22 protein-coding genes are annotated in these 24,252 nt (G+C 71.1%); 8 read left to right on the top strand and 14 right to left on the bottom strand.

Translation table 11 applies throughout. The annotated features are described in order from the left end of the window. Nucleotides 1-54: 54 nt before the first annotated feature. The 8 genes from ENE75_RS12380 to def all read right to left on the bottom strand — a co-directional run bounded on the left by ENE75_RS12380 (nucleotide 55) and on the right by def (nucleotide 7,732). A complete protein-coding gene (locus tag ENE75_RS12380; protein ID WP_128198608.1) occupies nucleotides 55-2,391 on the bottom strand; it encodes an NADP-dependent malic enzyme in 2,337 nt (778 codons plus the stop codon). 95 nt (nucleotides 2,392-2,486) lie between these two features. Then, a complete protein-coding gene (locus ENE75_RS12385; protein ID WP_128198609.1) occupies nucleotides 2,487-3,683 on the bottom strand; it encodes a phosphoglycerate kinase in 1,197 nt (398 codons plus the stop codon). A gap of 36 nt (nucleotides 3,684-3,719) precedes the next feature. After that, nucleotides 3,720-4,049 (bottom strand): branched-chain amino acid transport AzlD family protein, encoded by a 330-nt coding sequence (locus ENE75_RS12390; RefSeq protein ID WP_128198610.1) that lies wholly within the window; start codon nucleotides 4,047-4,049, stop codon nucleotides 3,720-3,722. Between the two features lie 28 nt (nucleotides 4,050-4,077). After that, nucleotides 4,078-4,839 carry an AzlC family ABC transporter permease gene (locus ENE75_RS12395; protein ID WP_128198611.1) on the bottom strand — a complete coding sequence of 254 codons (762 nt, stop codon included), beginning with the start codon at nucleotides 4,837-4,839 and terminating at the stop codon, nucleotides 4,078-4,080. A gap of 60 nt (nucleotides 4,840-4,899) precedes the next feature. Further along, nucleotides 4,900-5,646 carry a head GIN domain-containing protein gene (locus tag ENE75_RS12400; protein WP_128198612.1) on the bottom strand — a complete coding sequence of 249 codons (747 nt, stop codon included), beginning with the start codon at nucleotides 5,644-5,646 and terminating at the stop codon, nucleotides 4,900-4,902. 103 nt (nucleotides 5,647-5,749) lie between these two features. Further along, a complete protein-coding gene (locus ENE75_RS12405; RefSeq protein ID WP_128198613.1) occupies nucleotides 5,750-6,139 on the bottom strand; it encodes a hypothetical protein in 390 nt (129 codons plus the stop codon). Between the two features lie 112 nt (nucleotides 6,140-6,251). Continuing rightward, nucleotides 6,252-7,190 carry a methionyl-tRNA formyltransferase gene (gene fmt / locus ENE75_RS12410; protein ID WP_128198770.1) on the bottom strand — a complete coding sequence of 313 codons (939 nt, stop codon included), beginning with the start codon at nucleotides 7,188-7,190 and terminating at the stop codon, nucleotides 6,252-6,254. 26 nt (nucleotides 7,191-7,216) lie between these two features. Then, nucleotides 7,217-7,732: a peptide deformylase gene (gene def, locus ENE75_RS12415; RefSeq protein ID WP_128198614.1), complete on the bottom strand. Its 516-nt coding sequence runs from the start codon at nucleotides 7,730-7,732 to the stop codon at nucleotides 7,217-7,219. 260 nt (nucleotides 7,733-7,992) lie between these two features. Between def and ENE75_RS12425 the strand changes: the two genes are divergently transcribed. The 3 genes from ENE75_RS12425 to ENE75_RS12435 are packed head-to-tail and all read left to right on the top strand — an operon-like array spanning nucleotide 7,993 to nucleotide 10,798. Next, a complete protein-coding gene (locus ENE75_RS12425) occupies nucleotides 7,993-9,180 on the top strand; it encodes a LysM peptidoglycan-binding domain-containing protein (RefSeq protein ID WP_128198616.1) in 1,188 nt (395 codons plus the stop codon). A gap of 39 nt (nucleotides 9,181-9,219) precedes the next feature. After that, entirely contained in the window at nucleotides 9,220-10,338 is a 1,119-nt protein-coding gene (dprA, locus tag ENE75_RS12430; protein ID WP_128198617.1) for a DNA-processing protein DprA, read from the top strand. 7 nt (nucleotides 10,339-10,345) lie between these two features. Further along, nucleotides 10,346-10,798: a Smg family protein gene (locus ENE75_RS12435; protein WP_128198618.1), complete on the top strand. Its 453-nt coding sequence runs from the start codon at nucleotides 10,346-10,348 to the stop codon at nucleotides 10,796-10,798. 28 nt (nucleotides 10,799-10,826) lie between these two features. On the opposite strand, the gene ENE75_RS12440 is transcribed toward ENE75_RS12435, so the two are convergent. The 5 genes from ENE75_RS12440 to ENE75_RS12460 are packed head-to-tail and all read right to left on the bottom strand — an operon-like array spanning nucleotide 10,827 to nucleotide 18,914. Further along, entirely contained in the window at nucleotides 10,827-13,199 is a 2,373-nt protein-coding gene (locus ENE75_RS12440) for a DUF1631 family protein (protein ID WP_128198619.1), read from the bottom strand. Nucleotides 13,200-13,242: 43 nt separating this feature from the next. Beyond that, nucleotides 13,243-14,289 carry a protein translocase subunit SecF gene (secF, locus tag ENE75_RS12445; protein WP_128198620.1) on the bottom strand — a complete coding sequence of 349 codons (1,047 nt, stop codon included), beginning with the start codon at nucleotides 14,287-14,289 and terminating at the stop codon, nucleotides 13,243-13,245. Between the two features lie 15 nt (nucleotides 14,290-14,304). Beyond that, the gene (secD, locus tag ENE75_RS12450; protein ID WP_128198621.1) at nucleotides 14,305-16,197 is read right to left on the bottom strand and encodes a protein translocase subunit SecD; all 1,893 of its coding nucleotides are present in this window, start codon (nucleotides 16,195-16,197) and stop codon (nucleotides 14,305-14,307) included. 57 nt (nucleotides 16,198-16,254) lie between these two features. After that, a complete protein-coding gene (yajC, locus tag ENE75_RS12455) occupies nucleotides 16,255-16,578 on the bottom strand; it encodes a preprotein translocase subunit YajC (protein ID WP_128198622.1) in 324 nt (107 codons plus the stop codon). Nucleotides 16,579-16,628: 50 nt separating this feature from the next. Further along, nucleotides 16,629-18,914 carry a tetratricopeptide repeat protein gene (locus ENE75_RS12460; protein WP_158288930.1) on the bottom strand — a complete coding sequence of 762 codons (2,286 nt, stop codon included), beginning with the start codon at nucleotides 18,912-18,914 and terminating at the stop codon, nucleotides 16,629-16,631. A 75-nt stretch (nucleotides 18,915-18,989) separates the two neighbouring features. Here ENE75_RS12460 and ENE75_RS12465 point away from each other — a divergent pair, with 75 nt between their 5' ends. From ENE75_RS12465 to ENE75_RS12485, 5 genes are all read left to right on the top strand, one after another. Beyond that, nucleotides 18,990-20,579, top strand: coding sequence for a clostripain-related cysteine peptidase (locus tag ENE75_RS12465; RefSeq protein ID WP_128198624.1), 1,590 nt, complete (start codon nucleotides 18,990-18,992; stop codon nucleotides 20,577-20,579). 168 nt (nucleotides 20,580-20,747) lie between these two features. Continuing rightward, nucleotides 20,748-20,978, top strand: coding sequence for a hypothetical protein (locus tag ENE75_RS12470; protein WP_128198625.1), 231 nt, complete (start codon nucleotides 20,748-20,750; stop codon nucleotides 20,976-20,978). A gap of 156 nt (nucleotides 20,979-21,134) precedes the next feature. Beyond that, nucleotides 21,135-22,595 carry a sensor histidine kinase gene (locus tag ENE75_RS12475; RefSeq protein WP_128198626.1) on the top strand — a complete coding sequence of 487 codons (1,461 nt, stop codon included), beginning with the start codon at nucleotides 21,135-21,137 and terminating at the stop codon, nucleotides 22,593-22,595. Continuing rightward, nucleotides 22,592-22,996: a hypothetical protein gene (locus ENE75_RS12480; RefSeq protein WP_128198627.1), complete on the top strand. Its 405-nt coding sequence runs from the start codon at nucleotides 22,592-22,594 to the stop codon at nucleotides 22,994-22,996. The genes ENE75_RS12475 and ENE75_RS12480 overlap by 4 nt, the downstream gene beginning before the upstream one ends. Nucleotides 22,997-23,005: 9 nt before the next feature. After that, nucleotides 23,006-23,827: a LytR/AlgR family response regulator transcription factor gene (locus ENE75_RS12485; protein WP_128198628.1), complete on the top strand. Its 822-nt coding sequence runs from the start codon at nucleotides 23,006-23,008 to the stop codon at nucleotides 23,825-23,827. A gap of 28 nt (nucleotides 23,828-23,855) precedes the next feature. On the opposite strand, the gene ENE75_RS12490 is transcribed toward ENE75_RS12485, so the two are convergent. Next, nucleotides 23,856-24,242, bottom strand: coding sequence for a hypothetical protein (locus ENE75_RS12490; RefSeq protein WP_128198629.1), 387 nt, complete (start codon nucleotides 24,240-24,242; stop codon nucleotides 23,856-23,858). Nucleotides 24,243-24,252: the final 10 nt, after the last annotated feature.

The following is a 24,252-nucleotide window of genomic DNA, read 5'->3' on the forward strand; positions in this document are numbered from 1 at the left end:
GGGTGCTCGGCGAAAGGACGGGCGCCATGATAGGCGCCGCGTCCGATTCGCCGATTACGAGGCGGTTACGGCCCCACCGGCACCCGCGACACTCTCGGCGGCGTCGGCCACCGCCAGCGCCGTCATGTTGACGATGCGCCGCACCGTGGCCGACGGCGTCAGCACGTGCGCCGGCTGCGCCGCGCCCAGCAGCACCGGGCCCACCGTGACGCCGTGGCCGCTGGTGATCTTCAGCACGTTGAACAGGATGTTGGCGGCATCGATGTTGGGCAGCACCAGCAGGTTGGCGCCGCCGGTCAGCGTGCTGTCGGGCAGGTAGTTGCGCCGGATCGTCTCCGACAGCGCGGCGTCGCCGTGCATCTCGCCGTCGCATTCGATGTCCGGTGCGCGCTGCACGAACAGGTCACGCGCCGCCCGCATGCGGCGCGCCGACTCGCGGCTGGAGGACCCGAAATTGGAATGCGACAGGAACGCCACCTTGGGTGGCAGCCCGAAGCGGCGGACCTCGCGTGCGGCCATCAGCGCGATCTCGGCCAGTTCCTCGGCGCCTGGCGCCTCGTTGACGAAGGTGTCGGCGATGAAGAGCGAATGCTGCGGCAGCATCACCGCGTTCATCGTGGCCATCACGTGCGCGTCGGGGCACTGGCCGATCACGGCGCGGATGTGCTCCAGGTGGGCGTCGAAGCGGCCCACCAGCCCGCACAGCAACGCGTCGGCCTCGCCCCGCTGCAGCATCAGCGACGAGATCAGCGTGTTCGACCGCCGCACCGCGGCCTTGGCCGCTTCCGGGCTGACGCCGTCCCGACCGCGCAGCGCGCGGTAGAGCTCCCAGTACTCGCGGAAGCGCGGATCGTCCTCCGGGTCGCAGACCTCGAAGTCGCGCCCCGGCTCCAGCTTCAACCCGGCGCGCTGCAGCCGCATCTGGATCACGGCCGGCCGGCCGACGAGGATGGGCGCCGCCAGCTTGTCCTCCAGGATCACCGGCAGCGCGCGCAGTACGCGTTCGTCCTCGCCCTCGGCGTAGACGACGCGCGCCGGGCGCTCGGCGTGGAAGCGCCGCGCCGTGTCGAAGACGGGCCGCATGAACATGCCGGTCTGGTAGACGAAGCGGCCGAGCTGTCGACGGTAGGCGTCGAAGTCCTCGATCGGCCGCGTGGCGACACCGGACTCGGCAGCGGCGCGCGCCACCGCGGGCGCGATGCGCAGGATCAGGCGCACGTCGAACGGTGTGGGGATCAGATATTCCGGGCCGAAGCTCAGGTCCTTGCCGGCATAGGCCGCGGCCACCTCGTCGCTGGCCTCGGCCTTGGCCAGGGCGGCGATCTCGCGCACGCAGGCCAGCTTCATGGCTTCCGTGATCTTGGTGGCGCCGCAATCCAGCGCGCCGCGGAAGATGTAGGGGAAGCACAGGACGTTGTTGACCTGGTTCGGGTAGTCGCTGCGGCCGGTGGCGATGATGCAGTCCGGGCGGACCTCCTTGGCCAGTTCCGGGCGGATCTCCGGCTCCGGGTTGGCCAGCGCCAGGATGATGGGCTGGCGCGCCATGGTCTTCACCATGTCGGGTGTCAGCACGCCAGCGGCCGAACAGCCCAGGAACACGTCGGCGCCGTCGACCACGTCGGCCAGCGTCTTCGCATCGGTCTTCTGGCAGTAGCGCTGCTTGCTCTCGTCGAGCTTGTCGCCACGGCCCTCGCGGATCACCCCCTTGCTGTCGCAGACGTAGATGTTCTGCCGCGTCACTCCCAGACCCACCATCACGTCCAGGCACGCAATGGCCGCCGCCCCGGCGCCGGACACCGCTACCTTCACGTCACCGATGGCCTTACCCACCAGTTCAAGGCCATTGAGCAAGGCCGCCGCGCTGATGATCGCCGTGCCGTGCTGGTCGTCGTGGAACACCGGGATGTTCATGCGCTCGCGCAGCTTCTTCTCGATGTAGAAGCACTCCGGCGCCTTGATGTCCTCGAGGTTCACACCGCCCAGCGTGGGCTCCAGCGCGGCGATGATCTCCACCAGCTTGTCGGGGTCGCGCTCGGCCAGTTCGATGTCGAAGACGTCGATGCCGGCGAACTTCTTGAACAGGCAGCCCTTGCCCTCCATCACCGGCTTGCCGGCCAGCGGGCCGATGTCGCCCAGGCCCAGCACCGCCGTGCCGTTGGTGACCACGCCCACCAGGTTGCCGCGGGCGGTGAAGTCGGCCGCCAGCGCCGGGTCTTCCTCGATCGCCAGGCAGGCATAGGCCACGCCCGGCGAATAGGCCAGCGACAGGTCTCGCTGGTTGGACAGCGGCTTGGTCGGCGTCACGCTGATCTTGCCGCGCACCGGGCTGCGGTGGTACTCCAGCGCAGCGTCGCGCAACGCCTGCTCGGCGGGGGTCAGCGTCTTGCCCATCGGCGGTCTCCTGTTGTGGGGTGTGCCGACGAGCGTACTGCGGAACAGGCGTGCCAAGGCGGCGGGATTCCCCCCGCCGCCGTCAGGTCAGTGCGTCACGGCTGCGCCGCACGCCGAGCCAGGATCTCGAAGGCCGGCAGCGTCTTGCCTTCCAGCACCTCCAGGAAGGCACCGCCGCCGGTGGAGATGTAGCCCACATCCTTCTCGATGCCGTACTTGGCGATCGCGGCCAGCGTGTCGCCGCCACCGGCGATACTGAAGGCCGGGCTCTCGGCGATGGCGCGCGCGACGGCTTCCGTGCCACCCGCAAACGCCTCGAACTCGAACACGCCCACCGGCCCGTTCCAGACGATGGTGCCGGCCGCCTTCAGCTGCGCCGCCAGCGTGGCCGCGGTCTGCGGGCCGATGTCGAGGATCAGGTCGTCGTCGGCCACGTCGGCGGCCGCCTTCACGGTGGCCGGCGCGTCGGCGGCGAAGGTCTTGGCGCAGACCACGTCGGTGGGGATCGGCACCGCCGCGCCACGGGCCTGCATGGCGTCGATCACGGCCTTGGCCTCGCCCACCAGGTCCGGCTCGGCCAGGCTCTTGCCGATCTTCAGGCCGGCAGCCAGCATGAAGGTGTTGGCGATGCCACCGCCGACGATCAGGCCGTCCACGTTCCTGGCCAGACTCTGAAGAATCGTCAGCTTGGTGCTGACCTTGCTGCCGGCCACGATGGCGAGCAGCGGACGCTTCGGGTTGGCCAGCGCCTTGGAGATGGCGTCGATCTCCGCGGCCAGCAGCGGCCCGGCGCAGGCCACCGGCGCGAACTGCGCGATGCCGTAGGTGCTGGCCTCGGCGCGGTGCGCGGTGCCGAAGGCGTCGTGCACGAAGATGTCGCACAGCGCGGCCATCTTCTTCGACAACTCTTCGTTGTTCTTCTTCTCGCCCTTGTTGACGCGGCAGTTCTCCAGCAGGACCACCTGCCCGGGCTTCACGTCGACACCGTCCACCCAGTTGGCCACCAGGGGCACGTCACGGCCCAGCAGTTCGGCCATGCGCGCGGCCACCGGCGCCAGCGAGTCGGCCGGCTTGAATTCGCCTTCGGTGGGCCGGCCCAGGTGGCTGGTGACCATCACCGCCGCACCCGCGTCCAGCGCCATGCGGATGGCCGGCAGGCTGGCGCGCACGCGCGTGTCCTCGGTGATCTGGCCGGCGTCGTTCAGCGGCACGTTGAGGTCGGCCCGGATGAACACGCGCCGGCCGGCGACACGGCCCTGGGCGATCAGGTCTTGGAAGCGGATGACGTTCATGGCGCTACAGGTTGGAGTGGAGGAAAGGTGTGCGGGCTACCAGCCCAGGCCCAGGCGCAGCAGCAGCATCACCCCGGTGCCGGTGACGATGGTGCCCAGGATGCTGCGCCGCCAGAAGTACCAGCCGATGCCGGCGGCCGCGGCGTACAGGCGGGCGTCCTGCCAGGTGGTCAGCAGCCGGCCGTCGGTCATCAGCACTTCCGGCACGACCACCGCCACCAGCGCCGCCACGGGCGCGTAGCGTAGGCCACGCTGCAGCCAGGCCGGCATCGGCAGCTCACGCGACGGCAGGATGAAGAAGCCGCGCGTCAGCAGCGAGATCAGCGCCAGGCCGACGATGGTGATCACAGCTTCGGTGGTGGTCATGCGAACATGCGCCTCATGTCGGCACCGCTCATGTCGGATCCGTCACCGGCAGCGGCGTCTTCGGCGTCGTGTGGTCGATCAGCATGCCGATGGCCACCGCCGCCGCGATGGCGGCCACGATGTTGAGCTTGTACGGCAGCGCGAAGGCCGCCACCGCCGCACAGCCGGCCACGCCCGCCGCCACCCAGGTGGTGCGGTCGATCAGCATCGAGCAGGCCAGACCGGCCAGCGCCAGCACGCCGGCGAAACCGAAGCCCCATTCGGTGGGGATGGCCGAGGCGAACAGGATGCCGATCAGCGACATGCCGTGCCAGGCGCCGTAGTTCATCAGCGCGCCGCCCCAGAAGTAAGCCTCCTGCCCGGGTGCCGGCTTCGGCTCGGGGAAGCGCTTCATGAACAGCACGTAGTTCAGGTCGGCGGCCACGTAGGACATCAGCGCCCGCCGGCGCAGCGGCAGGTGCGCCAGGTAGGGCCGCCACATCGCGCTCTGGATCACGAAGCGCAGGTTGACGCAGATGGCCGTGGCCCAGACCACCCAGATCGGCGCGCCGGAGACGATCAGCGGCAGCGCGGTGAGCTGCGCACTGCCGGCGAACACCAGCAGCGACATCGCCAGCGCCACCGGCAGCGACAGCCCGCTCTTGATCATGGCCACGCCGGTGACCAGCCCCCAGGCGGCCACACCCAGCGAGATGCCGGACATCTCGACGGCGCCACGCCGGAACTCCGGGTGGCGCTGCAGGCGCACGCAGCCGGCGCGCCAGCGCTGCAGGGTGGGCGGCGGGCTCATGCCCGCGATTGTCGCCCAGCCTGTACCGTGGGGGGTAAACTGCGCGGGTTCAGCGCCGGATCATTCGCGCGTCACGTCGCCACTGCCGACGATGGAGGTCTTCACCGCGTTCACGCGGCCGCGGTAGCGCACGTCGCCACTGCCGGCGATGGACACCGACAGCGCGGCGTTGGCGGTGACCTTGGCGTCGCCGCTGCCGGCGATGCTGACCTTGACCTCCTCGGCCTCGACACCGCGGGTGTCCACGTCGCCACTGCCGGCGATGCTGACCTTGAGCACCGCGGTCGAACCCGTGGCAGCGATGTCGCCGCTGCCGGCCACGCTGGCCTGCAGGCTGGCCACCTTGACGTTGGTGGCGTGGATGTCGCCGGAGCCCGCCACGGCCAGCTTCAGCGACTCGCCCTGCACCGCGTCGGCCTCGACCGTGCCGGAGCCAGAGGTGGCCAGCGCCTCGACGGTGGCCGCATCGACGGTGGCCACGATGTCGCTGCGGTGCTGGATCGAAGTGTGCCGCTTCCAGCGCAGCACCAGCGTGGGCCGGCCGCTGCGAGACTCGACCACCGCCTCGATCAGCGGCAGGAGGTTGTCGTCGGCGGTCAAGGACAGGGCCTCGCGCCCGGACTGCCGCACCTTGACGGTGAACGACGCTTCCAAAGCCACCGCCACGAAGCCGCTGGCAGGGCGCGTTTCCGTCACCATGTTGCCCGATCCGGTGACGCGCTGGGCCAGGGCGCCGGCCGGCAGCAGCAGGGCGGATACGCCGGTCAATGCGGCCAGGGTCAGCAGATGGCGGCGGGTCGTGGGCATCGGAGACTCCTCGTGGCTATGCAGAAGCCACGATGGTGCCTGCGGGGCCGCCGGCCTGCATCGCCGCCGCGATGGTCTGCCGCCTCGCGCGACAGACGGACGTTCAGCCGCCGTGGGCCGACTTCTTGCCGCGCGGGGCCGGCGGCTCGTCGTAGGCCTCTTCCTCGGCGGCGGCAGCGGCCTCGGCAGCTGCCTGCTTCAGCGCCATGGCCTCGGGCGACGGCAGGCTGGGCTGCAGCACCTCGATCTTGTTCTCCGCCATGTAGTCGTTCATCTCGCGCCAGCCGGCGAAGATGGCGGCCTTGTCGGCCTTTTTGTTCAGCGCATAGCAGTCCTCGATGGCGCGGCCCGCATGGCGGCAGGCGCTGCCGATGGCCTTGCCTTCTTCGGCGCGCCGGGCCTGTTGCTGGCTGAGCGTCTCGATGCCCAGCAGGTCGCAGCCGGCCAGCAGGGCAGGTGCGAGCAGCAGCAGGAACCGGAGACGGGGACTCATGCGGAGACTATCGGCCGCCAACCGCCGGACTTGAGTCGTGCCGCCAGCAACGCGCCGCTCCTCGGCCAGCCCCGCGATCCACCGGTCGCCTGGCTCGGCGGCCGCGGGAAGCTCAGCCCAGTCGGTCGCCCGGGCTCAGCGCATGGGCCTGTCGCCAGGCATCGACCGGCAGGCGTCGCCCGCCCGGTTGCTGCAGTTCCAGCAGGTCCAGCGCAGCGTCGCCGCAGGCCACGCGCAGCGTGCCCGCTGACGCCTGCAGCACGCTGCCCGGTTCGCCCTGGCCCGGCACCACCTGTGCCCGCCAGAGCTTGACCAGTTGCCCATCGAGCAAGAAATGCGCCCCGGGGAACGGGTCGAACGCACGGACCCGTCGTTCGATCTGGACCGCCGGCAGCGCCCAGTCGATCGCCGCCTCGGCCTTGTCGATCTTGTGCGCGTAGGTCACCCCTGCCTCGGGCTGCGTCACCAGCGGCCCGTCCAGTGCGCCCAGCGCCTGCACGATGAGGCGACCGCCCAGCCCCGCGAGGCGGTCATGCAGCGTCGCCGTGGTGTCGTCGGGCCGGATCGGCTCGGCCACCCACAGCCGCATCGGCCCGGTGTCCAGGCCTTCGTCCATCTGCATGATGGTGATGCCGGTCTCGGCGTCACCAGCCTCGATCGCGCGGTGGATGGGCGCCGCGCCGCGCCAGCGCGGCAGCAGCGAGGCATGGATGTTCAGGCAGCCACGGCGCGGCAGCGTCAGCACCCAGGCCGGCAGGATCAGGCCATAGGCGGCGACCACCAGCACGTCCAGGTCGGCCGACTGCAAGACGGCCCGCGCGTCGGCCGCATCGTCGGGAAAGCGCCCGTCCAGGCGCAGGCTGCGCGGCTGGTGCACCGGAACGCCCAACTGCAAGGCCAGCTGCTTCACCGGCGACGCCTGCAGCTTCATGCCGCGGCCGGCGGGTCGGTCGGGTTGCGTCAGCACCAGGGGCACCGCGTGGCCGGCGTCGTGCAACGCCTGCAGCGCCGTGGCGGCAAAGGCCGGCGTGCCGGCGAAACCCACCCGCAGCGGTGACGACGGGGCCGGGCCGGCGCTCAAGCCGTGGTCTTCTCTTCGCGCGCCTTCTTCAGCATCCGCGTGCGGATGCGGTCGCGCTTGAAGGGGCTGAGGTACTCGACGAAGACCTTGCCCATCAGGTGGTCCATCTCGTGCTGGATGCACACGGCCATCAGGCCCGCGGCCTCGCGCTCGAACACCTGGCCATCGCGGTCCAGCGCCCGCACGGCCACGCGGGCATGGCGGCGCACCTTGTCGTAGATGGTGGGCACCGACAGGCAGCCCTCGTCGCTGACGCTCATGTCCTCGCTGCGCGCCACGATCTCGGGGTTGATCAGCACCAGCGGCTTGTCGCGCGTCTCGGAGGTGTCCATCACGATCACGCGCTCGTGCACGTCCACCTGGGTGGCGGCCAGGCCCACACCCTCGGCGGCGTACATGGTCTCGAGCATGTCGTCCACCAGGCGGCGGATGCGGTCGTCGACCTCGGCCACGGGCTTGGCCACCGTGTGCAGCCGGGGGTCGGGGTAGCGGAGGATGTTCAGCAACGCCATGACGCAGGGGACAACAAGTGGTTTCAGCTGTGGGTGTCACACAACGATCAGGCCCGTGAAGGGCTGCACAGCGGCCGGTTTCGGCGGCTGTTTTCGTTGCGATATCAAGGGTTTAGGGGCAGAATCTTCCGCAACAGATGAACATTTTGCTGCTGATGCGCCTTTGGCGCGAGACGGCAACCGCCTGACCCTCGTTGCGGTGTGATTGTGACACTCGGCTCCACACCCCGCCACGCGGCCGCCTCCGGGAGACCCGCTGCATGAGCCTGCCCCTTCGCCTGACCGCCCGCCGCCGCGTCGGCCCCGTCCTGCTGGCCTGTGCGGCACTCGCGTGGCATGCCGGGCCCGCCGTGGCCGCCGGGCCGAACCTGCCGGTCACGCCCGAGTGGCGTGCCACCGCGCAGCAGGTGGCCCAGGCCGGGGTGCCGCTGTCCGAGCTGTCGCCCAATGCGCCGGACAGCTACACCGTGCAGCGCGGCGACACGCTGTGGGACATCTCCAAGCTCTTCCTGACCACGCCCTGGCGCTGGCCCGAGCTCTGGGGCATGAACCTCGACCAGATCCGCAACCCGCACCTCATCTTCCCGGGCCAGGTGCTGTACCTGGTCAAGCAGGACGGCCGGGCCACCTTGCGCCTGGCGCGCCCGGGCGACGGCATGCCGGACAACACCGTCAAGCTTGGCCCGCGGGTGCGCAGCCAGGTGCTGGACAACGGTGCCATCGCCGCCATCCCGCTGCACCTGATCGGCCCGTTCCTGAACGACGCCGTGGTCTTCGAGACCAACGAACTGGCCAGTGCGCCGCGCATCGTGGCCACCCAGGAAGGCCGCGTGCTGGTGTCCCGCGGCGAGACCGCCTACGTGCGCGGCGACCTCGGCGGCGCCCGCGACTTCCGCCTGTTCCGCGAAGCCAAGCCCCTGCTCGACCCGCAGACGCGGGAGATCCTCGGCTACGAGGCCCGCTACGTCGGCACCGCCGCGCTCGAGCGCCCGGCCGAGGACCGCGTCGGCGCCGGTGGCCGGCCGGAGATCGTGCCGGCGACCTTCCGCATCAACGACCTGCGCCTGGAGGCCGGCATCGGCGACCGTTTGCACCCGGTGCCGCAGAGCGACCTGATCGCCTATGCCCCGCACGCGCCGGCCCAGCCGGTGGACGGGCGCGTGGTGTCGATCTACGGCGACGGCCTCAACGCCGGTCAGAACCAGATCGTCTCCATCAACCGCGGTGCGCGCGACGGCATCGAGCGCGGTCACGTGTTGGCGCTGTGGCGCGCCGGGGCGCCGGCCGTGGACCGCACCGGCACCGACGGCCGGCCGCAGGTCATCCGCCTGCCCGACGAGCGCCACGGCCTGCTCTTCGTGTTCCGAACCTTCGAGCGCGTGTCGTATGCGCTGATCGTCAGCGTGCAGGAGCCGGTGCGCGCCGGCGACCGCTTCACCCAGCCCTGACCGTCGGCAGGTTCACAGGCCGGCCACGGTCCGTCCGCGATGCCTGCCGACGCGGCTGAACAGGACGCTTGGCTGCACCTGCTCCTCAGCGACGGACTGAGCCGGGGCGCGGCACGGCGCCTGCTGGGCGCCTTCGGCAGCGCCGATGCCGTGATGCGGGCATCGTCCGAGGCCCGGCAGCGTGCGGCAGGCCCGGCGGCCTTGGCCCTCGACAACCCCCCAGCCACCCTGGCCGCACGGCTGGCCGCCGCCCGGACCTGGCTGGATGGTGCCGTCTCGGACGGCCCGGCCCGGGCCCTGTGGACGCTGGCGGACCCCCAGTTTCCACCCGCCCTGTTGCAGACCGCCGACCCGCCGCTGGCCCTGTTCGCCGAAGGCGACCCGGCGTGGCTGGCGCGGCCGATGCTGGCCATCGTCGGCAGCCGAAACGCCACCGCCCAGGGTCTGGACCACGCGCGTGCCTTCGCCCGCCACTTCTCGGACGCCGGCTGGACGGTGGTCTCCGGGCTGGCCAGCGGCATCGACGGCGCGGCCCACGAGGGCGCACTGGCCGGCAGCGGCGGCACGGTGGCCGTGGTCGGCACCGGTCCGGACACCGTCTACCCGTCGCGCCACCGCCGGCTGGCCGAGCGCATCCGCGCGCGCGGCCTGATCCTGTCGGAGTACGGGCCGGGCACGCCGGCGCTGCCAGTCAACTTCCCCCGCCGCAACCGCATCATCGCCGGCCTGTCGTCGGGCACGCTGGTGGTGGAAGCCACGCTGCAGTCGGGCTCTCTGATCACGGCCCGGCTCGCGGCCGAGGCCGGCCGCGAGGTGTTCGCCATTCCCGGGTCCATCCACGCGCCCCAGGCACGCGGCTGTCACGCGCTGATCCGCCAGGGCGCCAAGCTGGTGGAGACGGCGACCGACGTGCTGGAGGAACTGCGCCACCCGGTACAGGCGTCGCTCGCGCTCGAACCGGACAGCGAGCCCGGCGATGAAGACGATGGCGACCCGCTGCTGCGGGCGCTGGGCCATGACCCGGTGACCCTGGACGCGCTGAGCGCGCGAACCGGCTGGGACGCCGCAGCGTTGAATGTCAGACTGCTCGAACTCGAACTGGAAGACCAGGTGGCCCGCCTGCCCGGCGGGCTGTTCCAGCGGCGCCGCGGGGTATAGTGGGCCGATGTTCGACGTGCTCGTCTACCTGTACGAAAACTACTGGCGGCCGGACGCCTGCCCCGACCAGCGGCAACTCTCGCGCAAGCTCAGCGCCGCCGGCTTCGAACGCGACGACATCCAGGAAGCCCTGCACTGGCTCGACGGCCTGGCCGCCGGCGCCGAAGCCTGCGTGGACCGGCAGCGCGAGGGCAGCCACCGCGTCTACACCGATGCGGAGCGGGAGCGCCTGGGTGACGAGTCGCTGGGTTTCATCCGTTTCCTCGAATCGGCCGGTGTGCTGCCGCCGCCGATGCGCGAGATGGTCATCGACCGCGCCACCGCGGCCGGTGGCGGCCCGCTGGACCTGGACGATGTCAAGGTCATCGTGCTGATGGTGTTCTGGAGCCTGGGCGAGGAGCCCGACGCTTTGATCCTCGACGAACTCTTCGTCACCCCCGAGGAGCGGGTGATCAACTGAGCGCCTGCGCAGCCGGCCGGCGCCCGGCTCAGTACGACGACCCGAGCACCGAGGCGTCGACGTCCAGCTTGGCCAGCGCGCTGCGCGTGGCCCGCACCGTGAGCGCCTCGTCCTGCGCCGGCAGCAGCAGGCCCGCCTGCAGGAACGACGCCAGCCGCTGCTGCTGGAACAGCACGCAGCGCCCGTTCGTGCCCGCGAACAGGCTGAGTTGCTTGCGCAACCCCTGCCACGCCAGCTGCACCGGCTCGTTGCGGCCGCGGTAGTCCAGCATGTACCAGCTGCCCACCTGCAGTTCGCGCGCCCAGGCCACCATGGCCTGCGTGGGCATCGAGCCGCCGTCGGTGACGATCTCCAGGTCGGCGCTCTCGTGGCCGGAGAGGTCCAGCATCATCGACTCGTCGATCGCCATGTCGGCAGCATCGGCGGCATCGGCGGCATCGGGCAGCAACTCCTCCAGCGTCTCCAGCCGCTCCATCATCTCCTGCAGCCGCTCGTGCGGGATGACGGCCGCCTTGGCCGTGAAGGCCGCGGCCAGCGAGTCGTTGAGCTGGCGGATGTGCTCGTCCTGCTTGCCGATCTCGATGCCCGCAAGGCTCATGCCTTCGCGCAGCGCTTTGAGCAATGCCGGCAACCGGCGGATGACCTCGGCGCGCTCCTCGCGCGTGACCTTGGCGCTGGCTGACCAGATCAGGTCGGCGGCAGCGCGCTTCATGGCCTTGGTCTGGTCGCCCTGCGCGCCATGGCGCACGCCGCAGGTGGCCAGCACGTCGGCCCAGACCTGGAACAGGAACTGGCGCACGCCGTCCTGCACCGGCACCTCGTTGAGCATGCGCCGCAACTCGATGGTGTACTGGATGGCCATGGTCTCGCGCTGCTCGACCTGCTGCGCCAGCGACACCCCTTTGCGGCTGGCCTCGTTCTCGTTCTTGAACCAGTGCTCGAGGAACTTCTCGAACTCGGTGAGCACGGTCTGGAAGACGCGGCGGCCGGTGTCGGGGTAGGCCTCGACCACCTGCACGATGCGCTTGATCTCCTTGGCCAGCGCGTCGCCCACGTTGCCGCCGGTGCTGCTGTCGAAACCCAGCACGCAGGCGCCCATGCGGTCGATCAGGCGCCGGGCCGGGTGGTCGATGGTGGCGAAGAAGTCCGGCTCCGACACCGCCACGCGCAGCACCGGCATCTGCAGGCGTGCGAACCAGACGCGGATGGCCGCCGGGATGCGGTCCTCGGTGAGGATGCTCTGGAACAGCAGGGCGACGATCTCGATCGTGGCCCGCTCCTCGGGCGTGGCCGCCGCCCGCTTGAGGTTCTGCCGGCGCTGGTGCAGTTCGTCCAGCATCACCGGGGCGGTGACCTGCGCGTCTGCGCCGGAGGACCGGCCATCCGGCGTCAGCCGCTGGCGGATGCCGGCCTGCGCGGTGTCGATGGCGCGCGACAGGGCCGGCGACAGGGCGCGGGGACTGGTCGGCGCCAGGAAGTTCGGCACGTGGCGGCCCACCAGCCGATTGAGTCGGCCGAGCACCGCCTCCACGTGTTCCGAACTGCGCGGCAGCGGGCCGGCACGCGTCATCATGCGCGTTTCTTCGCCGACGTAGCCGCGCGGTCGGCCGCCGCCACTGCCGCGGTCGAACCCGGAGTCGGCGCCGCGCTCGTCGGCCGGGAACTGGCTCGATGTGGCGAACCCCGAACTGCGCGCGTCGCCCTGGCCGGCTGCGGCAGCCCCAGGCGATACGCCCTTGTTGCGCCGGATGAAGGGGCGCAGGTCGACGTCGGGCAGCACGTGACGCTCGACCAGCCAGCGGTTGGTCTCGTGGTAGCAGGCCTCGGTGAGGTGGGCGAATTCCTCGTGCAGCACCGGCTGCATCTCGCGCCAGTCGGTCTGCGTGAGCCCCGCACCACGCCAGGCGTCGACGACGATGCGCGCCAGCACGTGGGCGCGCAGCAGGTCCTGCGGCTCGAGTTCCCCGCGCTGCTCCAGGTGCACGATGCGCGAGCGCAGGTCGGAGAACTCCCACGATGCCCGGTCCATGATCGCCAGCGCCAGGCGCGAGGTCATGATCTCGAGCTCGATGGTGTCGTCGTCCACCAGCGACATGGTGTTGACGGTGGCCTGGCCGCCGGAGGGCGAGAACTCGCCGACCCGCGACGCGGACACGCCGTACAGCAGCGCGTTGCGCAGCCCGCCCACCATGCCACGGTGCCAGGCCGGCGCCAGCTTCATGATGTTCTGCACCAGGTCACGCCGGCGCATCATGGTGCCGTGCTCCGACGGCTTGTCCAGCAGTGCCTTGGCCGTTTCGCAGGCGTCCTGGACCAGGCCCGCCAGCCCCTTCACGAGCTCTTCGGTGTACAGCCGCCGGGCCTGCCCCGCGAGGGTCTGAAATGCGGCGCCGGTGACCATGGAGGCTGCGCGGTGGACTCTGGGGTTGTGGTGCCGAACGACTCTACACCACCGCCCCGGCGTTCGGATCGTTCGGATCCAGATCCTTGGGGGTTGCCTTGACCAGGTCTTCCCGCTTCACGCCCAGCCACATCGCCGTAGCCGCGGCCACGAACACCGACGAGTAGATGCCGAAGCAGATGCCGATGGTCAGCGCCAGCGCGAAGTAGAACAGCGTGGGCCCGCCGAAGATCAGCATCGACAGCACCATGATCTGGGTGGAGCCGTGGGTGATGATGGTGCGGCTGATGGTGCCCGTGATGGCGTTGTCGATGACCTGCGACGTCGTCATCTTGCGGTACTTGCGGAACGACTCGCGGATGCGGTCGAAGATCACCACCGACTCGTTGACCGAGTAGCCCAGCACCGCCAGCACCGCCGCCAGCACCGCCAGCGAGAACTCCCACTGGAAGAAGGCGAAGAAGCCCAGGATGATGACCACGTCGTGCAGGTTGGCCACGATGGCCGCGACCGAGAACTTCCACTCGAAGCGCAGCGCCAAGTAGATCATGATGCCCACGATGGTGGCGATCAGCGCGTAGACGCCCTTCTCGTAGAGCTCGGCGCCCACCGACGGGCCGACGAACTCGGTGCGCATCAGCTGCAGCGGCTCCGTCGCGCCAGCAGCCGCGCCGGCCACCTCGCAGGCCGGGCGGCTCACCGCCTCGCCCTCGGCCGTGGTGTACGACTTGGTCCGCACCTCGCCCTGCTCGACCTTGCACAGCTCACCGAACACCTGGGTGGCCAGCGCATCCTGCTTCTGGCCCTCGCGCACCGGCAGGCGGATCAGCACGTCGCGCGAGGTGCCGAAGTTCTGCACCTGCACCTCGCCCAGGCCCAGCGCCTCCACCGCCGATCGCGTCTTGTCGATGTCGGCCGCCTGCGCGTACTGCACCTCGAGCACCGTGCCGCCGGTGAACTCGATCGACAGGTGCAGGCCGCGCGTGGCCAGGAAGAAAACGGCCGCGGCAAAGGTGAGGAAGGAAATGGCGTTCAGCACCAGCGCATGGCGCATGAACGGGATGTCGCGCTTGATCCGGAAGAATTCCATCGTCGTGCTCCGGGATCAGGGCTTGGCCACGGCCGAGCCGGCAGCGGCATCGGAGGCAGGTTTCCACACGGTGCCGATCGACACCGACTTCAGCCGCTTCTGGCGCCCGTACCAGAGGTTCACCAGGCCGCGCGAGAACACCACGGCGGAGAACATCGAGGTCAGGATGCCCAGGCAGTGCACCACCGCGAAGCCGCGCACCGGGCCGGAGCCGAAGGCCAGCAGCGCCACGCCGGCGATCAGCGTGGTGACGTTGGAGTCGAGGATGGTGCCCCAGGCGCGCTCGTAGCCGGCCGCGATGGCCGCCTGAGGCGCCGCGCCACCGCGCAGTTCCTCGCGCACGCGCTCGTTGATCAGCACGTTGGCGTCGATGGCCATGCCCAGCGCCAGCGCCATGGCCGCGATGCCAGGCAGCGTCAGCGTGGCCTGCAGCATCGACAGCACGGCCACCAGCAGCAGCACGTTGAAGGCCAGCGCCAGCGACGAGAACAGGCCGAAGACCATGTAGTAGATGCACATGAAGATCGCGATCGCCGCGAAACCCCAGAGCACGCTGTTGAAGCCCTTGGCGATGTTGTCGGCGCCCAGGCTGGGGCCGATGGTGCGCTCCTCGATGATCTCCATCGGCGCGGCCAGCGAGCCGGCGCGCAGCAGCAGCGCCTGGTCGGCCGCCTCGGTGGTGGTCATGCGACCGGAGATCTGCACCCGGCCGCCGCCGATCTCGTCGCGGATCACCGGCGCCGTGACGACCTCGCCCCGCCCCTTCTCGAACAGGATGATGGCCATGCGCTTGCCGACGTTCTCGCGCGTGACGTCGCGGAACACGCGCGCACCCTTGGCGTCGAGCACGAGGTTGACCGTGGGCTCCTGCGTCTGGCTGTCGAAGCCGGGCTGGGCGTCGGTGAGGTTCTCGCCGGTCAGCACCACGTCGCGCTTGACGATCAGCGGCGCGCCGTTGCGCTCGGGGAAGCGCTCGCTGCCGAAGGGCACCGGGCCGGCGCCGCGCTCGGCGTCGCGCGCCGCGGCGCTCTCGTCGACCATGCGGATCTCCAGCGTCGCGGTGCGGCCGATGATGTCCTTGGCCTTGGCCGTGTCCTGCACGCCCGGCAGCTGCACCACCACGCGGTCGGCGCCCTGTTGCTGGATCACCGGCTCGGCCACGCCGAGTTCGTTGACGCGGTTGTGCAGGGTGGTGATGTTCTGCTTGAGCGCCTGGTCCTGCACTGCACGTGCGGCCACCTCGGTCAGGCGGCCGGTCAGGCGCAGCTGCTCGCCGTCGCCGGCTTCCGTCCAGGCCAGCTCGGGCAGCTGGCCGGACAGGACGTCCAGCGCCTGGGTGCGCGTGGCCGCGTCACGGAAGCGTAGTTCCAGCGCCTGGCCGTCGCGCGACAGCCCGCCATGGCGGATGTTCTTGTCGCGCAGCATGGTGCGGATGTCGCCGGCCAGCGACTCGGCGCGCTTGTCCAGCGCCGCCTTCATGTCCACCTGCATCAGGAAGTGCACGCCGCCGCGCAGGTCCAGGCCCAGGTACATGGGCAGCGCGCGGATCTCGGCCATCCACGCCGGAGAACGCGACAGCAGGTTCAGCGCGACGATGTACGACGGGTTGGCCGGGTCGGGATTCAGCGCCTTGACCAGGGCGTCCTTGGCGCGCACCTGGGTGTCCACGTCGGACAGGCGCGCCTTGACGGAGTTGCCGTCGAACTGCACGAAGTCCGGCGTCACGCCGGCGTTCTTCAGGATGCCTTCGACACGCTCGGCCATCGTCGCGTCGATCTTCAGCGTCACCTTGCCGCTGGAGACCTGCACCGCAGGCGCCTCGCCGAAGAAATTGGGCAGCGTGTAGAGCAAGCCCACGACCATCGCGACCAGCAGGATCGCGTACTTCCACAAGGGGTAGCGGTTCATCGGGGGTTCCTGCGGCCGCCGCCGGAGCCACCCCCGGCGATGCAGGCCGCGTCGGGATTACTTGAAGGTGCCCTTGGGCAGGACCTGCACGATCGACGGGCGCTGCACCTGCAGTTCCACGTTGCCGGCCACTTCCACGTGCACGATCGAATCGCCAAGCTTGGACACGCGACCCAGGATGCCGCCGCCAAGCACGACCTCGTCACCCTTGGCCAGGGCCTCGATCATGGCCTTGTGCTCCTTCTGCCGCTTCATCTGCGGACGGATCATGATGAAGTACAGCACCACGAACATCAGCACCAGCGGCAGCAGGCTGAGCAGCGACGACTCGGTGCTGGCGGCCGCGGGGGCGGCCTGGGCGAAGGCTTCGGAAATGAACACGGGGAGATCCTCTGGGCAAAGAACCGGCAGATGCGGGCGAACCTGGCATTTTAAGGCCGGGGCAAACCCGCATCGGCGTGCGGGGGCGGACGGTAACGGGTGGCCGGTCCGCGGCCGGTGACGACCAGCAGTCCGCGCTGCGCCAGCAGGGCCAAATGCCGCGACGCCGTGGCCGGCGCCACGCCGGCGATCTCTGCATAGGCGGACTTGGCCAGTTCACCCCGCACCAACAGCGCCTGCACCACGGCTTGCTGGCGCGGCGCATCGAGCAGGTCACCGGCTTCGGCGGCCCACTGGTCGGCCAGCGAGCGCCCGGCGTCCTCGGCGCGCCCCAGCTGGCGTCGCAGCGCCTCCAGCTCGGCCTCCAGTGCCGGCCCGAGGTCATGGCGAGCGATCCAGGCCCGCGCCAGTTCACGCTCGGTCAACGCGATGCCGGCATAGCATCGCGCCAGATCCAGCTGCACCCGCGCATGAGCCTCGGGGGCGAGGCCCGCGGCCAGCCGCTCGCGCAACCGGCGGATCTCGGCAAAGGCCTCCACGTGCACTGCCGTCTCGGCGGGCAACAGCCGGTCGGCCTCGGGGACATTGCCGTCGCCCAGCACGTCGCGGCGCAGGCGGCGCACCGCCTCCAGTGCCGCCGGGCCGCAGTCGGACACCGGGGTGGCCAGGGCCGCGTCACGGTGCTGGTCTCCCAGGCGCTCGTCCTCGGGGTCGGCATCGCGCCGGAAGCGGGTGTAGTGCGCCTCGGCCAGGTTGTAACGGGCACGGAAGGCATGCAGGCGCAACCCGGCGTTGCCGGCCAGTGCAAGCGCCTGGCCGTAGGCACCCAGGGACGCCCCCAGGGCGCCGGCGAGGAAGTGCGCCGCACCGATGTTGAGATGGGCGCTCACCACGATCTCGGGCTCGGTGACCCCCGGGGCTTCGAGCACCTGCGTCGCGGTCTCGATCGCGCGCGCGGTGTCGCCCGCTTCCGCATAGTCCTGCGACAGGTTGAGCAGGGTGGCGCGCATCGAACGCCGGTCGCCCAACCGCTCGAAGATGTTCAGGGCGCGCTGGCGGTGTTCGATGGCCTGCGCGAGTTCGCCGCGGCGGCGGGCGTGTTCGCCCCGCACCTGCTCCACCAGGCCGAGCACGGCGTCGGGCAGCGCAAAGCGCTCACCCAGGGCGGTGATGCGGTCCAGCGTGGGGCCGGCCCGCGGGTCGTTGCGCAGCAGGTACAGCCAGGCCAGCCGCGCCAGTGTGGTGGCCAGCTCGGCCGCGGCGTCGGCACCGTCGTCGGCCAGCGTGTCGGTCAACGGCTGGTCATGCAGGAACTCGGCACTGTCCTGATAGCAGGCGAACGCCCGGTCGGCGTCGCGCGGCTCGTGATACCGCCCCAGCGCACCGTAGGCGATGCCGGTGAGTCGGCGGTCGCCGGTGCGATGAGCGGCCTGCAACGCGGCTTCGAGGTGCCGGAGTTCGGTCTCGGCTGCCCCCCGGGTGCGAGCGAGTTCGGCACGCGCCAGCGTGAACTCGACACGCTCTCGCGCGCCCACGGAGGGGTCGGCCGCGATGCGCTCCACGATGGCGTCGGTGGCGCGGTCTGCGGCCAACCCTGCCGCGTGGCGGCGCAGGGCCTGGGCGGCCAGGTGGGCATCGCCCGCGCGCCACGCGTGCCAGAGCGCGGACGGCGCATCACCCTGCGCCAGCGCCCGCGCCATCTGGGCCCGGTGCCAGTCGTGCGCTGGCGCAGCGTGGGCGGCCTGGGCGTCATGCGCCGCCGCCTGCGCTGTCTGTGCGGCCAGCGCGCGGAGCGCCAGCTCGGCAGCCACGTCGGGCGGCCCGCTGCACAGCAGCACGACCAGCTGCTGGCGGGCACGGTCGAGGTAGCGGTAGACGCTGCTCGGCGCCACGTCCCACAGGCCGCAGAGGTTGTCGAGCGCCGGCTCGTCCGTTCGGCGTCGATAACGGGCGGGGAAGTCGGGAATCCTCAGCAGCCCCTGGTGGCCGGCCAGCGCGAGCACCGGCCGCCAGCCGGCCTGACCGAGCCAATGGTCGGCCGACACCGGCGCCTGCAACGGCTGCAGGTCCGGTCGCAGCTGACCGACGGCCCACTGCAGCAGCAGGTCCACGAGCTCGGGCAGCGGCCACGGGTTGCCGTCGCCACTGCCCTGCACCAGCGGCACGAAGCGGCGCAGCAGTCGGCGCGTCGCGCGCGGGCGCTGCCGCAGCAGGTCGGCCAGCGTGCCCTGGCGCTGGGCCTGCAGCACCTGGTCGATCAGGGTCGCGGCCAGGCGAGATCGGGCGCTGGCCGGCAGTGGGGGACCGGGGTCGTCGGGCAGGGAGGCGCGGGCCATCGTCGGGCAACAGGGGATTGCGGAGTCTAGGGCGGCGGTGCTGTCATTCCCGGCTGTCTGCCGGAGTGTCTGCCCATGCCCCCCTCGTCGACCCTGTCCCTGCCCGCCGCCCGGCGCCGTGGCCCTGCCGGATCCCATGGCGTGCTGTTCGCCGTCTATGCCCCCTTCGGTGGCGACCCGGTGCTCAGCCGCTGGCCGCGCAGCAGCCAGGCGCCCATCCACCAGCAGGCCCTGGTCCAGGCGCTGAAGGAGACGGCCGCCCAGGGTGTCAACGTGGCCGCGCTGATCGACCTGCACGACGACGACAGCTGGCTGGTCGAGATCCCGGCCGGGCGGCCGGAGCGCATGACGGTGCATTCGGTCTGGAAGCAGGACATGGCACGGCCGCAGGCGCTCAGCGGCTTCCTACGCCGGGCACACGCCCGGTTTCCGTGCGGCGCGCTGGTGCTGGCCCTGGAGGGGCACGGCGCCGGCTTCGTGCCCGAGATCGACCCGCTGCGGCTGACGCCGGAGAGCATCACCGGCTGGCAGGCGGGTGGCCAGGCGGGCGAGGTGCGCTGGGTGCAGTCGGCCGACGGCACCGGCTACGAGCCCGAGGCCGGCTCCCCGGCATTGCCGATGTTCTCGCCCGTGTTGCCGATGTTCTCGCCGGTGCTGCCGGCCGCCGGCATGCCGATGTCGACCTGGGCACTGGCGGCGGCATTGCGTGCGGCACGGGCCCGTGGCGTGCCGCGGCCGGCGGTGCTGCACTTCAACAACTGCTTCAACATGTCGCTGGAACTGCTGCACACGGTGGCACCGCACGCCACCGTGGCCACCGGCTACGGCAACTACAACTTCTTCACCGCCGGCGCCGCCTACCCACGCGTGTTCCAGCGCCTGCGCATGGCTGGCGGGGCGTCGGCCGAGGAGCTGGGCCGCTGGTTCGCGCTGGAGAACGCCGCGCTGCTGCGCGCCAAGGGCAACCACCCCACGCTGGGCGCCAGCCTGCGCCTGAGCCGCGTCCGGTCGGTGACCGCGGCGCTCGACCGCCTGGCACGGGCGATGACCGCAGCCATGCAGGCCGCCGCCGGTGCCCGGGGCCGCATCCGCCAGGCCATCGTCGCCGCCCAGCAGTTCGACTCCGACGCCGACCAGCACCTGGAGACGCCCGACCAGGTCACCGACCTGGGCAGCCTGGCGGTGCAGCTGCAGGCGGTCTTCGGCACCGGCGACCCGATCGGCGCCGCGGCGGCCGGTGTCGAGTCGGCCCTCAAGGGGGTCTGGCAGTACGGCGATTTCGAACGGCCCTGGACCGACGAGTCCCAGGTCTGGGACTTCCGTGCCCGGTATCTTGGCGTGGGCATCTTCCTGCCCGACCCGGCGCTGCAGGGCCGCTGGGACTGGCGCTCGCCCTACTACCTGGCGGGCATCGCCGACCCTACCCTGCCGCCGGCGCACCGGGCGCAGATCCCCTTCCTGAGCGACCTGGGCGGGCGACGCCCGGACTGGGTGGCCTTCCTGGTCGAGTACCACCGCGGCACGGCCTTCAAGGGTTTCCTGCCGCCGCGGGCGCCGGTATTTCCGGTGTTCAACGCCCGCTTCAAGCCGGAGTTCCCGCCGCCGACCGACAACGACCCAGCGCCGGCACCGCCCAAGCCGCCGCGGCGCCGGGGCGGGCGCTGACGGGCACCGCCGGGCGCAGTCGGGCGTGATGGGCCGGGCGATCGTCTCGCGATCGTCTGACCCCCCGCCGGAGGGAGGCCGGAACCCGCGTCGCAATGGGAGGCGCGGATCGATGGAATGCGTGTCATGGCGCCACGGTGGCGCCGGTGACACGACAGGACATCGACCATGGCCACGCTCCGCGCCCTCCCGACCCGACCGCTGCCCCACCCGCTGACGCTGCTGCCGACGCGGCCGGCCCGGCGCCAGCCCCCGCACCCGCGACTCGCCCACGCCGGCCCTGACCCGCTGGAGCAGATGGCCCGAGACGACCGCGAGGACTGGGCGCTGCTTCGCCTGGTGCTGTGTGTGGCGGTGGCCACCGTGCTGATGGCCGTGGCCAGCAGCTTCCTCGGCTGACCTCCTGGCACTCGGACAGGGCGGTGGCGGGCGGCACCGCCCGTCGGCCACCACTGCAGTCTGTCAGTGCCCCAGCGCGGTGCGTCGGGCCCGCCGGACGACCCCCGGCCGGGGATGGCACAGTGCGGGCCTCGTACACCCCGTGCCGTACCGTCCATGAGCCCCGCCCCGTCATCCGCCGCCGACACCTGGCAGGCCTTCCGCAGTGGCACGCTGCGCGCCTTCCATCGCTATGCCAGCTGGCTGGTCAGCATCAGCTGGAAGCGCTTCGTCCTGCTGTCGCTGCTGCTGATCATCGCCTCGGCGATCACGCAGTCGCTGCCGCCGTTCAGCTACACGGTGTCGGAAGAGGTCGAAGTCCCGATCGAGCTGCCGGAACTGCCGGAACTGCCGGAGATCCCCGAACCGCCCGCGCCGCCCAAGCCGGCCAAGGCCCCGGCCATCCGGATCGAGAAGCCGGCCAAGGACGCACCCGACCCCGACGGCGTGGAGATCTCCATCGACGAGCGCGGCATCCGCATCCGGCCCAAGGGCCGCGCCGCCGAGGCCGCCGCATCGGCCGCGGCGCCTGCCTCCGGCGCAGCCTCGGCCGGCAGCCCCGGCAGCATCGAGATCTCGCTGCCGCAGAGCGCCACCCGCGAGGTGATCCAGGAAGCCATCGACGCCGCACGCGAGGCGCTCGAGGAGTCGGTGGCAGCCCAGCGCGAAGCGCAGCAGGACGCCGCCCAGGCCGCCCGTGACGCCCACCGCGCCGCCCGCGACGCGATCCGCGAGGCCCGCGACGCGCTCAAGGCCGTCAACCCCGGCGGCACACGCACCGTCACCCGCAACCGCGTCGTGCACTGGGGTGACTTCCTCACCGACCTGGCGCTGATCTGGATCGTCGCCAGCGCCATCATCAAGATGGTCTACAAGGGCCGCATCCAGGCCGAGGTGAAGGCGGCGCAGGCCACCGAGACGGCCGAGGCCGAGTCGCTCAAGCGTCAGGTGGTGGAGGCCCGCATGGCGGCGATGCAGGCGCAGGTTGAGCCGCACTTCCTGTTCAACACCCTGGCCAGCATCGACCACCTGATCGAGACCGACCCGCCACGCGCCAGCCAGATGCAGAAGAACCTGATCGCGCTGCTGCGCGCCAGCATGCCCACGATGCGCGAGGCCGCGGGCAACGGCAGCGGCGGCGTGCGCGACCTGGGGCGCGAACTGCAGGTGATCCGGCCCTACCTGGAGATCCTGAAGGTGCGCATGGAGGAGCGCCTGTCCACCGAGATCGACGTGCCCGAGGGACTGCAGTCGGCCGAGTTCCCGCCGATGATGATCCAGACCCTGGTGGAGAACGCGATCAAGCACGGCCTGGAGCCCAAGGCCGAGGGCGGCCACCTGCGCGTGAAGGCCGAGGTGGTGCACGGCAAGCTGGCCGTCAGCGTGGCCGACACCGGCCTGGGCTTCGGCAAGGCGGCCACCGCCGGCACCGGCGTGGGCCTGGCCAACATCCGCGAACGCCTGCAGATGCTCTACGGCGCCAAGGCCAGTGTGGCCGTCACCGCCAACGAGCCCAGCGGCACCATCGTCACCATCACCGTGCCCTACAAGCCAGTCGAAGAAGGAGCCGCCGCATGAACGCCATCGCCCTGTCTCCGCGCCGATCCAGCCGCTGGCCCTGGGTGCTGGGGGCGCTGCTGGTGCTGTTCCTGGGCGCGATGGCGCTGTCCTGGACGGCGCTGTCGGCGGTCAATCCAATGCCCTTCAGCGTGGTCATCGACGGCGAACGCGTGTTCGAGGACGTCGACCTTTCGGCGCTGCACCCTGGCCATCTGCTGACCCTGGCGGCGGTGCTGGCGCTGGCGCTGCTCTCCCTGATGGTGGTGGTGCCGGTGGCCATGGTCACCGTGCTGGCATGCGTGGTGGTGGGCGTGCTGGCCGTCGTCGGCCTGCCGCTGCTGGTGGTCGCCGTGGTGCTGGCGGTGCTGCTGTCGCCGCTGTGGCTGGCGGTCTGGCTGCTGATCAAGCTGCTGGCATAGCATCGGCGCATGAACGCTCCGAACGCCGCTTCCGCCCCCCGTGCCGTGCTCGCCGACGACGAGCGGCTGATGCGAGAACAGCTGCGCGCCCGCCTGCTGGACGCCTGGCCCGAGCTGGAGATCGTCGCCGAGGCGCGCAACGGCCAGGAGGCGGTGGACCTCGTCGCCCAGCACCGGCCCGACGTGGTGTTCCTGGACATCCGCATGCCCGGGCTCACCGGCGTGGAGGCGGCACGCCAGATCGCGCAGATGGAACTCGGCCCTGACGAGATGCTGCCCGAGGTGGTCTTCATCACCGCCTACGACCAGTACGCGGTGGAAGCCTTCGAGCAGGGCGCGGCCGACTACGTGCTCAAGCCGGCCGAGCGCGAGCGGCTGCTGGTGACGGTGCAGCGCATCCAGGACCGCCTGGCGCGCCGCGGCACGCCCGAGGAGACCGGCAGCGCGCCGCTGCAGCAGCTGCTGCACCAGCTCGGCGCACGCCTGAACCCGGCCGGGGCCCCGCAGTACCTGCAGTGGATCCAGGCCAACGTCGGCAGCACGATCCAGATGATCCCGGTGGCCGACGTGCTGTTCTTCATCAGCGACGAGAAGTACACCCGGGTGCAGACCGCCCAGGTCGAGGCCCTCATCCGCAAGCCCATCAAGGAACTGGTGGACGAGCTCGACCCGCAGCTCTTCTGGCAGATCCACCGCAGCACGCTGGTCAACGTGAAGGCCATCAGCGAGATCACGCGCGACTTCCGCGGCCGCCAGATCGTGCAGGTCAAGGGCCACCCCGAGAAGCTCGAGGTCAGCCGCAGCTACACCGGCTTGTTCAAGGGCATGTGATCCCCGGGACGGCGCGGCGGTGCCGGCCTCACTGCCGCACCAGCGTCAGCACTTCGCCGTTGCTGGCACGCCGGAGGTAGACCGCAGCGCCGTCCGCCCGGTACTCGCTGCACGACGCGCCGCTGCGCCGCAGCGTCACGCACACCTGGCTGCCTTCGACGCGGTACGGCCCGTCGTCCTTGAAGCCGGTGCCGACATCCACGAAGAGGTGGCCCAGGCGCGAGTACTCCATGCGCCAGTCGCGCCCTTGCGCGTCGACGGCCCGGAAGACCTGGCCGACCAGCCGCGCCTGCAGTGCCGCCGGTTCCAGCGCCCCGGCCGCAGGCGGAAAGGCGGTCGTCATCTCGGCCCGTGCCGGCCAGGCCGCCAGCAGGGACGTCAGGACCAGGCTCGTGAGAAGGACAATGCGTGTCATCGTCGGCTCC

The sequence above is a fragment of the Rubrivivax albus genome (genome assembly GCF_004016515.1).
GTDB classification, from domain to species: domain Bacteria; phylum Pseudomonadota; class Gammaproteobacteria; order Burkholderiales; family Burkholderiaceae_C; genus Rubrivivax; species Rubrivivax albus.

What these genes read in the sequence shown, in the direction of transcription:
- ENE75_RS12480 (WP_128198627.1), top strand. Translation starts at nt 22,592, where the DNA reads ATGAACGCCATCGCCCTGTCTCCGCGCCGATCCAGCCGCTGGCCCTGG.
- def (WP_128198614.1), bottom strand. Translation starts at nt 7,732, where the DNA reads ATGGCGTTGCTGAACATCCTCCGCTACCCCGACCCCCGGCTGCACACG.
- ENE75_RS12425 (WP_128198616.1), top strand. Translation starts at nt 7,993, where the DNA reads ATGAGCCTGCCCCTTCGCCTGACCGCCCGCCGCCGCGTCGGCCCCGTC.
- secF (WP_128198620.1), bottom strand. Translation starts at nt 14,289, where the DNA reads ATGGAATTCTTCCGGATCAAGCGCGACATCCCGTTCATGCGCCATGCG.
- dprA (WP_128198617.1), top strand. Translation starts at nt 9,220, where the DNA reads ATGCCTGCCGACGCGGCTGAACAGGACGCTTGGCTGCACCTGCTCCTC.
- ENE75_RS12385 (WP_128198609.1), bottom strand. Translation starts at nt 3,683, where the DNA reads ATGAACGTCATCCGCTTCCAAGACCTGATCGCCCAGGGCCGTGTCGCC.
- ENE75_RS12400 (WP_128198612.1), bottom strand. Translation starts at nt 5,646, where the DNA reads ATGCCCACGACCCGCCGCCATCTGCTGACCCTGGCCGCATTGACCGGC.
- ENE75_RS12380 (WP_128198608.1), bottom strand. Translation starts at nt 2,391, where the DNA reads ATGGGCAAGACGCTGACCCCCGCCGAGCAGGCGTTGCGCGACGCTGCG.
- ENE75_RS12390 (WP_128198610.1), bottom strand. Translation starts at nt 4,049, where the DNA reads ATGACCACCACCGAAGCTGTGATCACCATCGTCGGCCTGGCGCTGATC.
- ENE75_RS12490 (WP_128198629.1), bottom strand. Translation starts at nt 24,242, where the DNA reads ATGACACGCATTGTCCTTCTCACGAGCCTGGTCCTGACGTCCCTGCTG.
- ENE75_RS12435 (WP_128198618.1), top strand. Translation starts at nt 10,346, where the DNA reads ATGTTCGACGTGCTCGTCTACCTGTACGAAAACTACTGGCGGCCGGAC.
- ENE75_RS12465 (WP_128198624.1), top strand. Translation starts at nt 18,990, where the DNA reads ATGCCCCCCTCGTCGACCCTGTCCCTGCCCGCCGCCCGGCGCCGTGGC.
- ENE75_RS12405 (WP_128198613.1), bottom strand. Translation starts at nt 6,139, where the DNA reads ATGAGTCCCCGTCTCCGGTTCCTGCTGCTGCTCGCACCTGCCCTGCTG.
- ENE75_RS12470 (WP_128198625.1), top strand. Translation starts at nt 20,748, where the DNA reads ATGGCCACGCTCCGCGCCCTCCCGACCCGACCGCTGCCCCACCCGCTG.
- ENE75_RS12485 (WP_128198628.1), top strand. Translation starts at nt 23,006, where the DNA reads ATGAACGCTCCGAACGCCGCTTCCGCCCCCCGTGCCGTGCTCGCCGAC.
- ENE75_RS12460 (WP_158288930.1), bottom strand. Translation starts at nt 18,914, where the DNA reads ATGGCCCGCGCCTCCCTGCCCGACGACCCCGGTCCCCCACTGCCGGCC.
- ENE75_RS12395 (WP_128198611.1), bottom strand. Translation starts at nt 4,839, where the DNA reads ATGAGCCCGCCGCCCACCCTGCAGCGCTGGCGCGCCGGCTGCGTGCGC.
- ENE75_RS12440 (WP_128198619.1), bottom strand. Translation starts at nt 13,199, where the DNA reads ATGGTCACCGGCGCCGCATTTCAGACCCTCGCGGGGCAGGCCCGGCGG.
- secD (WP_128198621.1), bottom strand. Translation starts at nt 16,197, where the DNA reads ATGAACCGCTACCCCTTGTGGAAGTACGCGATCCTGCTGGTCGCGATG.
- ENE75_RS12475 (WP_128198626.1), top strand. Translation starts at nt 21,135, where the DNA reads ATGAGCCCCGCCCCGTCATCCGCCGCCGACACCTGGCAGGCCTTCCGC.